Consider the following 9,467-nt stretch of genomic DNA (forward strand, 5'->3'; position numbering starts at 1 on the left):
TCCAGTCTTCAACAATCCTCATGCCTCGGTATGGACCACCCGGTGGTGACCGTGGACGAGGAAATTGGCGATCACTGTCCTTTGCTGCCAACGTCACAAAATGTCCGGCATTGCTTTCCATAGTGTCGGCGCCCTCCCAACCATCGTCAGTTCCCCAATGACCAGACTTCGTATTCTCGCCGCGCTTGCGGTTCTTGTTTCTCTCCTGCCGGTGCCGGCCTTCGCGCTATCGGTGATGGACCCGTTCAACCTGCCGACCTCGATGGATGCCGGCACGGCCAAGATCGGGGATGGCATTGCCTATGCCGATGGGCCGCGGCACAAGCTCGACGTCTATGGACCGGAACAGCGGGGCGCTCCGGCGCCGGTGGTGTTCTTCATCTATGGCGGCGGCTGGAACCGGGGCGAGCGCAGCGACTATCAGTTCGTGGGCCGTGCACTAGCCTCGCGCGGCTTCATTACCGTCATCGCCGACTATCGGCTGGTGCCGGAAGTGCGGTTTCCCGACTTCCTCTATGATAGTGCCGCCGCGATGCGCTGGGTGCAGGACAACATCGCCGACTATGGTGGCGATCCGAACCGGCTGTTTCTGGCGGGTCATTCGGCCGGCGCCTACAATGCGGTGATGCTGGCGCTCGATCCGTCCTATCGCCAGGAATTTGGCGTGACCATGCCGATCCTGGCCGTGGCCGCGCTATCGGGCCCCTATGATTTCTATCCGTTCGAATATGGAGAGGTGAAGGACGCGTTTGGGAGCGCCCCGAACCCCGAGGGTACGCAGCCGATCAACCTCATCACTTCGTCGGCGCCCCCGATGTATCTGGCGACCGGCACGACCGATCCGATCGTGCGGGTGCAGAATACCAATCATTTTGCCGAGCGCCTGCGGGCGCAGGGCGTGTGGGTGACCACCCAGTATTATGACGGTTTTGGGCACATGGAGCCGGTGATCGCCATGGGCGCGCTGTGGCGCTGGCGCATGCCGGTGCTCGACGACATGGTCGGGTTCTTCCAGCGGTTTGGGGCTTTCCCGAGTGGCGTGCCCTATGTGGTGGCGACGCCGAACGCGCCGGAGCAGTTGCCGGAGGCGATTGCGCCGATGGACCAGATCGTGTCGCAGCTCAACTCAATGTTCCAGCCGATCGAGGAGTGAGGGGCGGCAATACCTGCTCTTCACCACCAGGTTCGTCCGGGTGGTCCTTGCGGAGGCGAGATGGATTGCCGGGACAGGCCCGGCAATGACGACTCTCGAGGAGCCTGTTGCTTGCTGGCGGGCTCAGCGTAGCGGCTCGATAACCACCGAGGGGGCCGAGCGTTTGTTGGGGCCGTGGAAGACGGCTTCGATATTGTTGCCGTCGGGATCGATGACGAAGGCGCCGTAGTAGCCTGGGTGATAGTCGCGTTCGCCCGGTGCGCCATTGTCGGTACCGCCGGCGGCGAGGGCGGCTTCATAAAAGGCGTCGACGGTCGCCTGGTCCTTGGCCTGGAAGGCGAGGTGGACGTGGCTGGGGAGGATATCACCCTCGGTTTCGTCGACGAAAAGCTCATCGACCTGGAACCAGTTCTTGCCCGAGGCAGTGATGGGAATGTTGAGCACGGCAAAGACGGCCTTGTAGAACTTCAGCGTCTTTTCGAAATCGTGTGCCCGCAGGTGCACATGGTCGATGAGGCGGCCGGTGTGAAAGGTCATCTTCTTCCTCTTTGCTTGCGCGCTCTTTGCGACGCCATCCTCGAAAGAATTCGGTGTAATTAGGGATTCCCGCGTTCGCGGGAATGACCCGTGGGAGGGAAATCCGGACAGCAAAACGCCCGGGCGAGCCGGGCGTTCCTTGGGGCCATCTGGGCAACGCTGAACGGAAACCGGGGCTCCAGTATCCGTGCGATGCCAGGAAATTATTCGGCTTCGTCGGCCGAGGCCGAATTGAGCTGGCCGTACTTTTCCGGGCCGATCTTGTCGAGAAGATCGAGCTGGGTTTCGAGGAAATCGATATGACCTTCCTCGTCGGTGAGCAGGGCCTCGAACAGGTTCTTGGAAACATAGTCGCCAAGCTGTTCACAGAGCTCGCGGCTCGCCTTGTAGGCGGCGCGGGCGTCATATTCGCCGGCAAGGTCGGCTTCCAGAACTTCCTTGATGGTCTGGCCGATTCGGAGCGGCGCAACGCGCTGCAAGTTCGGATGGCCTTCAAGGAAAATGATGCGCTCGATCAGCCGGTCGGCGTGATGCATCTCTTCGATGGATTCAGCGCGTTCCTTGGCTGCAAGCTTTTTATAGCCCCAATCATCCAGCAGGCGGAAATGCACCCAATACTGGTTGACGGCGCCGAGTTCGAGAAAAAGGGCTTCGTTAAGCCGCTCGATGACTTGTGCTTCGCCTTTCACGACGTACTCCACTGCGTTGCTGCTTGAGCTTTTCTAGCCCAGTCTGGAACGTGAGAACGTCCCCAGGTGGATGGGCATTTTGGGCGTGATAATTCTCTGTGACCTGGACGATAATGTCCACCACATTCGGCACGCAGCCCGCGCATTTCGCACGTCGGTTGAGCTCAGAATAGACCTTTGCGGGCACCACCAATTGCCAGGGATCAGCCTTGAGAAGATCAAGAACGATGTTCTCGATCTCTTGCGAAGTGATCATATTGCACTGGCAGACAAGCATTGGTGGGGCCGGAAAGTCGTCTCAACGGGCGGCAATAAACGCCCAACATAGTTGAATGTCAACATCATAAATTGCCGCGGAAGCCTGCCGTGCCCTGGCTTTTGGCAGTGCAGGCGCAAGCGTGCCTTGCCCTCTCTCAGCCAATCTGGCACTAGAAATCCACTCATCCTGGACCCGGTGCAATTCCGGGTGGCTCTTCCGGCCGCCGATCCGCCGGACAATCAAGCAAGCGACTTTTCACCGTCGGGCCCGCCCAAGCGAGCCGACCGCAAGCGCACTTGAGTTCTCCATGTCCTTTTCACAAACTCTTCGCCGTGACTGGCTGTCCAATATTCGTGGCGATATTCTTTCGGGCATTGTCGTCGCCCTGGCCCTGATCCCCGAGGCCATCGGCTTTTCCATCATTGCCGGGGTGGACCCAAAGGTGGGGCTCTATGCCTCGGTGGTGATCGCCATCGTCATCTCCTTTGCCGGCGGGCGCCCGGCCATGATCTCGGCTGCGACGGCTGCGACGGCGGTGCTGTTCGGCTCGCTGGTGCGCGAGCACGGGCTGCAATATCTGCTGGCGGCGACCATTCTGGCCGGTGTCATCCAGATTGTGCTCGGCTGGCTGCGGATCGGGGCGGTCATGCGCTTTGTGTCGCGCTCGGTGATGACGGGCTTTGTCAATGCGCTCGCCATCCTGATCTTCATCGCGCAATTGCCCGAACTGATCGGGGTGACCTGGCAGACCTATGCGATGATCGCGGCGGGGCTGGCGGTCATTTATCTCTTCCCGCGCGTGACGAAAGCGGTGCCTTCGCCGCTCGTCTGTATTTTGGTGCTGACGGCGATCGCGCTGTTTTTCGGGGTCGATACGCGCACGGTGGCGGATCTTGGCGAATTGCCCAATGCGCTGCCGATGCTGCTGCTGCCCGATGTGCCGCTCAATTTTGAGACACTGCAGATCATTTTTCCGACCTCGGTGGCCGTGGCGGCCGTGGGCCTGCTTGAAAGCCTTCTCACCGCCAATATCGTTGACCAGATGACCGACACCAAGAGCGACAAGAACCGCGAGAGCGTGGGGCAGGGCATTGCCAATATCGTCAGCGGTCTCTTTGGCGGCATGGGTGGCTGCGCCATGATCGGGCAGTCGGTGATCAACGTGAAATCGGGCGGGCGGACGCGGCTTTCGACCTTTGTCGCCGGGGCGTTTTTGCTGTTCCTGCTGCTGGTGCTGGGGGAATGGGTGGGGCTCATTCCCATGCCGGCGCTGGTGGCGATCATGATCATGGTCTCGGTGGGCACGTTTAGCTGGAGCTCGCTCATCGATCTTGCGCATCATCCGCGGCGGTCGAGCGTCGTCATGCTGGCTACCGTGTTCACCGTCCTGGGGACGCATAACCTGGCGCTGGGCGTTGGTATCGGCGTGCTGCTCTCAGGAATCTTTTTTGCCTGGAAGGTGGCGCAGATTTTCCGTGTCGGTTCGGTGCTGAGCGCCGACGGCAGGGTGCGCGACTATGTAGTCGAGGGGCAGTTGTTCTTTGCTTCGGCGGAGGAGTTTCTGGAGGCCTTCGATTTTTCGGAGGCGCTGGAGCGGGTGCGGCTCGATCTGACGCGGGCGCATATCTGGGACCTGACCGGGGTCAATGCCGTGGACAAGGTGGTTCTGAAATTCCGCAAGGCCGGCGTCGAGGTCGAGGTGTTGGGGCTCAATGGGGCCAGCGCCACCATCATGGACAAGTTTGCCATGCATGAGCGGCCCGATGCCATGGCGAAGGTGCTGGGCCACTAGGCCCGGGACTTGGGTCCAGTTTTGGGGAGGGGGGCATCTCGCCACTCGCCGGGCGCGAGGCCTTCGACGGTCCAGTCGCCGATCTGCCAGCGGACGAGGCGCAGGGTGGGGAAACCCACGGCGGCGGTCATGCGGCGGACCTGGCGGTTGCGGCCCTCGGTGATGGTGAGTGACACCCAGCTGTCGGGCACGCTCTTGCGATAGCGCACTGGTGGATTGCGGTCCCAGAGGTCTGGCGGATCGATCAGCTTTGCCTTGGCGGGGAGCGTGGGGCCGTCGTTGAGGGTGACGCCCTTGCGCAGCTTTTGCAGTGTTTCCTCGGTGGGGATGCCTTCGACCTGCACGAGATAGTTTTTGGGCAGCTTGAAGCGGGGCGAGGAAATCTCGGCCTGCAATCTGCCGTCGTCGGTCAGAAGAAGAAGGCCCTCGCTGTCCTTGTCGAGGCGGCCCGCGGGATAGACTTCGGGCACCTTGACGAAACCGGCCAGTGTCTCGCCCGGATTGCCGCCGGAAAACTGCGAGAGCACGTTGAACGGCTTGTTGAGGAGAATGAGGCGGGTCATCGGTTGCGCGGACCCAAAGGGCGCGAGCAGGCGTTATGGCTGGCCCGGTGTGGCTTTTTGCGCATCATGGCGATCTGATACCGGCTGGCGCTCGTATCGGCAACGGTAGGTTTCTAGAGCGCCGCGGCGCGTGAGGACGAGAATGGCCATTTCTGCGATCGGGCTCGTCAACGCGCTGAGTTGGAAAGATCGCGGCTCGCGCCGGCTGGTTGAGGGCGCTGCCTTCTTGCCAGATGGACGTCTGAAGCTCGATGTCTATGGGCCTTTGACCCCGAGCGGACCTTTGCCGGTGATCGTCTTTTTCTATGGCGGCGGTTGGACCGATGGCGAAAGGGGCGGCTATGAATTTGTCGCCCGGGCGCTGGCGGCGCTTGGTTATATCGTGGTGGTGCCCGACTATCGGCTGGTGCCGGAAATTGAGTACCCCGTTTTTCTGGAGGATTGTGCGGCGGCGGTCCGGTTTGTGACCGAGAATGCCGGCGCTTGGGGCGGAGACGCGGATGCCATCGTGCTCGCCGGTCATTCGGCGGGCGCCTATAATGCGGCGATGCTGGCGCTCAAGCCGGAACTCTTCGAAATGTCGGGGCTTGCGGGGCGATTGCGGGCCGTTGCCGGCATTTCCGGGCCGTATGATTTTTTCCCTTTCGATGGGCCGATCAGCCAGCGGGTGTTTGGGGCGGTGCGTGAGCCGCTTGAGACCCAGCCGATTGAGTTTGTGCGCGCCGGCCTGCCGCCATTCCTTCTCGCGACGGGGGATCGGGACAGGCTCGTTCTTCCGCGCAATACCGTCGCGTTGGCTGAACGGCTGCGGGCGGCAGGGGGCACGGTGAGCGAAAAGCATTATGGCAAGCTTGAACATATCTTGCCGATGCTTGCTTTGGGCCGGCCCTTGCGCTTCATTGCCCCGGTTCTGTCGGACCTCAAAGGGTTTTTGGCCGCGGCGCTGGCGCGGTCTTAAGTAAATCTTGGTGTGCCCCGTTTGCTTGCCACAATCGCCAGCGTAACATGGGTTTAGACAAGTCCATCGTGCTGGGGAGACTGCCTTGAACGCCAATCATATCGCCAAACGAACCGCCCTGTTGATGACTTCGGCCGCTTCGGCATTGATGCTGCCAGTGGTGCCGACGCTCGCCGGTCCGGCGTTCGACGCTTGCGCTGCAGAGGCGTCGAGCCAGTATGAGGCAGGCTTTGAATCGATCGGGATGGAGACCTGGGATATCGACGCTGCCGCGGCGATCAAGGCATGCGCCGAGGCGCTGAAGGAAGAACCCGATTCCGCCCAGCTCAAGGGCTGGCTGGCCCGCGCCTATTTTGCCGATGGCGATACCGAGAGTGCGGTGCCGCTCTTTGAAGAGGCGGCCGAGGGCGGGCACGTGGTTGCCCTCGCCATTTATGGCGACATGCTGACTACGGGCGATGGCGTCGACACCGATATGGAGCGCGGGGCGCAATTGCTGCTCGAGGGCTCCGAAGCTGGTTTTGCGCTGGCGCAGAACTCGATGGGGCTTTCCTATGATTTCGGCGAGGGCGTCGAACAGGATTATACCCAGGCGGCGCGCTGGTATCGCGCGGCCGCCGAGCAAGGCATGGCCAAGGCGCAGTCCAATCTGGGGCTGATGTATCAAGAAGGCCTGGGCGTGCCGCTCGACTATGTGGCGGCCGCAGCCTGGTTCGAAAAGGCAGTGGCGCAGGGCGATGTGTCGGCGCAGGTCAATCTGGGGAAGGTGCTGCAGGACGGGCTCGGGCAGGACGTCAACCTCGAACGTGCCGTCGAACTCTACCGGCTCGCGGCCGACGCGGGCGACATGTATGGCCAGAACAATCTCGCGTTCCTGCTCGAAAATGGTGAGGGCGTCGAAAAGGACGTTGCCGAGGCGGCAGAACTTTATCAGCTCGCCGGGGACCAGGGCATGGCGCTCGCCAAGCACAATCTGGCGCTGCTCTATGAAGACGGGCGCGGGGTGAAGCAGGACTATGCCAAGGCGCTGCAGCTTTACAAGGAAGCTGCTGAAGGCGGGGAGATGCGGGCCGCGGTCAATCTCGGGCTACTTTACATGGATGGGCTTGGGACCGAGGTCGACTATGCCGAGGCCCTCAAGTGGACGCAGACGGCGGCCGACGAGAACCAGCCGATCGGCCTTAACAATATGGGCCACATCTACGAAAACGGTCTCGGGGTCGATGTCGATCTCGAGCTGGCCAAGAGCTATTATCAGCAGTCGGCGGATCTTGGCTATCAGCTCGCGATCGACAACCTGGCGCGGCTGAATAGCGGCGTTGGTTCGGGCGGCGGCAAGACCAAGTCGAAATAGGCTTTCGCAGAAATCGACAGAAGACCTCGGCTAGAACTCGCCGGGGCCTTCTTCTTTTTTGATGTCGCCTTCGGCCAGCTTTTTCCGGTGGCGTGCCGCAATGACGGCGGCGGAGGCGGCGGTGCGGTGGGCCGTCGAGAAGAATTCGCGGTGTGCGAGAACGAGGACCGTGGCGAGGCAGGTGGCGACGGCCAGCCATTCGGAAATGAACCAGGCGACGGTTGCGACCGAAAAGTAATAGGCGCGGATGCCGGAATTGAAGTTCTTGGCGCCGAGCGCATTCATGCGCGTGATGGCGTCGATTTCTTCTTCGGAGGTTATCCGGTCATGCTCGAGCGCGCCGAGCATGATGCAGTAGTGATTGAACTGGCGCAGCGACAGGGTGAAGGCGAAGAAGGCGAGCACGAACATGGTCAACATGACCATGAGGTGGATCTGCACGTCGCCGATCGAGAAGCCGCTATCGACCGAGAGCGAGCCGAGCGTTTCCATCAGCGTCGGCAATTGCCCGAAGACGGCAAAGACGGCGAGCACCAGCAGGACCGAGGTCGAAGCAAGAAAGCTCACCGAGCCCATGATATTGCCCGAGAGGATCGCATCGAACGGGCTTTCGCGGCGCGTCGCATTGGTGACCCAGCGACGACGCTGCATGTTCATGATGGTCGAGAGCGAGGGGCGGCGGCGCTCGATCAGCGGCACGATGAGATTATAGGCGTAATAGGCGACGAGCGGAAAAACCGAGGTGAAAAGCGTTGCCGTCATGCCGGGCCCCCGAAGCGATCGATCACAACTTATAGCGGGCGGGGGTGGCGGCGGAAGAGGAGGTCGATCTCGGCGAGCACTTCTGCCGAGAGCGTCAGGTTTACCGCGCCGAGATCGACGGCCAATTGCTCGGTGCTGGTGGCGCCGATGATGGTCGAGGTCATGAAGGGGCGCGTGCGGCAGAAGGCGATGGCCATGTGGGCGGGGTCGAGGCCGTGCTTGTTGGCAAGGGCCAGGTAGTCGCGGGTCGCCGCTTCGGAGAACTCGTTCTGGCGCCAGAAGCCCTTCTGGTATTCCTTGCGGCTGCCCTTGGGCGTCTGCCCGTCGAGATATTTGCCGGTCAGCATGCCGGCGGCGAGCGGGGAATAGGCGAGGAGGCCGACGTCTTCGTGGTGGCTCAATTCGGCCAGGTCATGATCGAAGAGACGACGGAGGAAATTGTATTCGTTCTGCACCGAGGCAAGGCGCGGCAGCCCCTTGGCCTCGGCGATGCGCAGCCACTGGGTGATGCCCCAGGTGGTTTCGTTGGAGACGCCGATGGCGCGGATTTTTCCGGCTTTCACCAGTTCGCCAAGGGTTTCGAGCATGTCCTCGAGATTGGCGAGGATGTCGGCGGTGTCCTGCTTGTGCGGGGCGTAACGCCAGTAATTTTCGAAGTGGTAGTGGCCGCGGCTGGCCCAGTGGATCTGGTAGAGATCGATATAGTCGGTCTTGAGGCGCTTGAGGCTGCCGTCGACAGCGATGCGGATGGAGGCGCCATCGGCGCGCTTGCCCTCGCGGAGGAACGCATTGCCACCGCCGCCGATCTTGCTGGCAAGGACCCAGCTTTCGCGGTCCTTGTTGGCGGCGAACCAGTTGCCGATGATTTCCTCGGTGCGACCCGAGGTTTCGGGGCTGCCGGGCACGGCGTAAAGTTCGGCGGTGTCCATGAAATTGATGCCGGCATCGCGGGCCATGGCGATCTGGGCGTGGCCTTCGGCTTCGGTATTCTGGCTCCCCCAGGTCATGGTGCCGAGGCAGATGTCGGTTACCTCAATGCCGGTACGGCCGAGTTTCTTCATTTCCATGGTGGGTGCCCCAAATGCTCATTTCCAGCGGACGGACGGTAGACCGTTCAACACGAAGGGGAAAAGACGGGAACGGCCTCGGGCGAAGTTTTCCACATGCCTTGCGCTGCAAAGCCCTGATTTTCCTGATGTTGCGGTTGAACGTCAAAAAACCGTCACCTCCTCCGCTTTGGGGGTTGAGGTCTTCGGAACTACCCCCTATATACCCCTCACACCGCGCCGAGGCGCAGTGATTGACGCGGGATGGAGCAGCCCGGTAGCTCGTCAGGCTCATAACCTGAAGGTCGCAGGTTCAAATCCTGCTCCCGCAACCAATAAAGGCCCACAAGACAG

The 9,467-nt window shown here is 61.5% G+C and carries 9 protein-coding genes, 1 tRNA gene and 1 other annotated feature; of the genes, 5 read left to right on the forward strand and 5 right to left on the reverse strand.

What is annotated here, in order from left to right; translation table 11 throughout:
• Positions 1 to 157: 157 nt before the first annotated feature.
• Complete coding sequence (locus tag ABW043_RS18345) at positions 158 to 1,153, forward strand: alpha/beta hydrolase (protein ID WP_353922644.1); 996 nt, start codon at positions 158 to 160, stop codon at positions 1,151 to 1,153.
• 123 nt (positions 1,154 to 1,276) lie between these two features.
• On the opposite strand, the gene ABW043_RS18350 is transcribed toward ABW043_RS18345, so the two are convergent.
• Both ABW043_RS18350 and bfr read right to left on the reverse strand, forming a co-directional pair.
• A complete protein-coding gene (locus ABW043_RS18350; protein ID WP_353922645.1) occupies positions 1,277 to 1,690 on the reverse strand; it encodes a VOC family protein in 414 nt (137 codons plus the stop codon).
• Between the two features lie 203 nt (positions 1,691 to 1,893).
• On the reverse strand, positions 1,894 to 2,379 hold the full coding sequence (gene bfr, locus ABW043_RS18355) for a bacterioferritin (protein ID WP_353922646.1): 486 nt from the start codon (positions 2,377 to 2,379) through the stop codon (positions 1,894 to 1,896).
• A 444-nt stretch (positions 2,380 to 2,823) separates the two neighbouring features.
• Positions 2,824 to 2,879: a sequence feature (sul1 is cis-regulatory element that is thought to sense ions involved in sulfur or methionine metabolism; They are found in Alphaproteobacteria), on the forward strand.
• A 66-nt stretch (positions 2,880 to 2,945) separates the two neighbouring features.
• On the opposite strand from bfr, the gene ABW043_RS18360 reads away from it, so the two are divergent.
• Positions 2,946 to 4,430 carry a SulP family inorganic anion transporter gene (locus tag ABW043_RS18360; protein ID WP_353922647.1) on the forward strand — a complete coding sequence of 495 codons (1,485 nt, stop codon included), beginning with the start codon at positions 2,946 to 2,948 and terminating at the stop codon, positions 4,428 to 4,430.
• Here ABW043_RS18360 and ABW043_RS18365 read toward each other — a convergent pair.
• The gene (locus ABW043_RS18365; RefSeq protein ID WP_353922648.1) at positions 4,427 to 4,993 is read right to left on the reverse strand and encodes a pseudouridine synthase; all 567 of its coding nucleotides are present in this window, start codon (positions 4,991 to 4,993) and stop codon (positions 4,427 to 4,429) included. The genes ABW043_RS18360 and ABW043_RS18365 overlap by 4 nt on opposite strands.
• 142 nt (positions 4,994 to 5,135) lie before the next feature.
• On the opposite strand from ABW043_RS18365, the gene ABW043_RS18370 reads away from it, so the two are divergent.
• Positions 5,136 to 5,951: an alpha/beta hydrolase gene (locus ABW043_RS18370; RefSeq protein ID WP_353922649.1), complete on the forward strand. Its 816-nt coding sequence runs from the start codon at positions 5,136 to 5,138 to the stop codon at positions 5,949 to 5,951.
• 85 nt (positions 5,952 to 6,036) lie between these two features.
• Positions 6,037 to 7,305 carry an SEL1-like repeat protein gene (locus ABW043_RS18375; RefSeq protein ID WP_353922650.1) on the forward strand — a complete coding sequence of 423 codons (1,269 nt, stop codon included), beginning with the start codon at positions 6,037 to 6,039 and terminating at the stop codon, positions 7,303 to 7,305.
• A 30-nt stretch (positions 7,306 to 7,335) separates the two neighbouring features.
• On the opposite strand, the gene ABW043_RS18380 is transcribed toward ABW043_RS18375, so the two are convergent.
• Together ABW043_RS18380 and ABW043_RS18385 are read right to left on the reverse strand one after the other, a co-directional pair.
• Positions 7,336 to 8,067 (reverse strand): DUF599 domain-containing protein, encoded by a 732-nt coding sequence (locus ABW043_RS18380; RefSeq protein WP_353922651.1) that lies wholly within the window; start codon positions 8,065 to 8,067, stop codon positions 7,336 to 7,338.
• A gap of 29 nt (positions 8,068 to 8,096) precedes the next feature.
• Positions 8,097 to 9,134: an aldo/keto reductase gene (locus ABW043_RS18385; RefSeq protein ID WP_353922652.1), complete on the reverse strand. Its 1,038-nt coding sequence runs from the start codon at positions 9,132 to 9,134 to the stop codon at positions 8,097 to 8,099.
• A 237-nt stretch (positions 9,135 to 9,371) separates the two neighbouring features.
• On the opposite strand from ABW043_RS18385, the gene ABW043_RS18390 reads away from it, so the two are divergent.
• Positions 9,372 to 9,448 (forward strand) — tRNA-Met (locus ABW043_RS18390).
• Positions 9,449 to 9,467: the final 19 nt, after the last annotated feature.

Source organism: Devosia sp. (assembly GCF_040509215.1).
Taxonomy (GTDB): domain Bacteria; phylum Pseudomonadota; class Alphaproteobacteria; order Rhizobiales; family Devosiaceae; genus Devosia.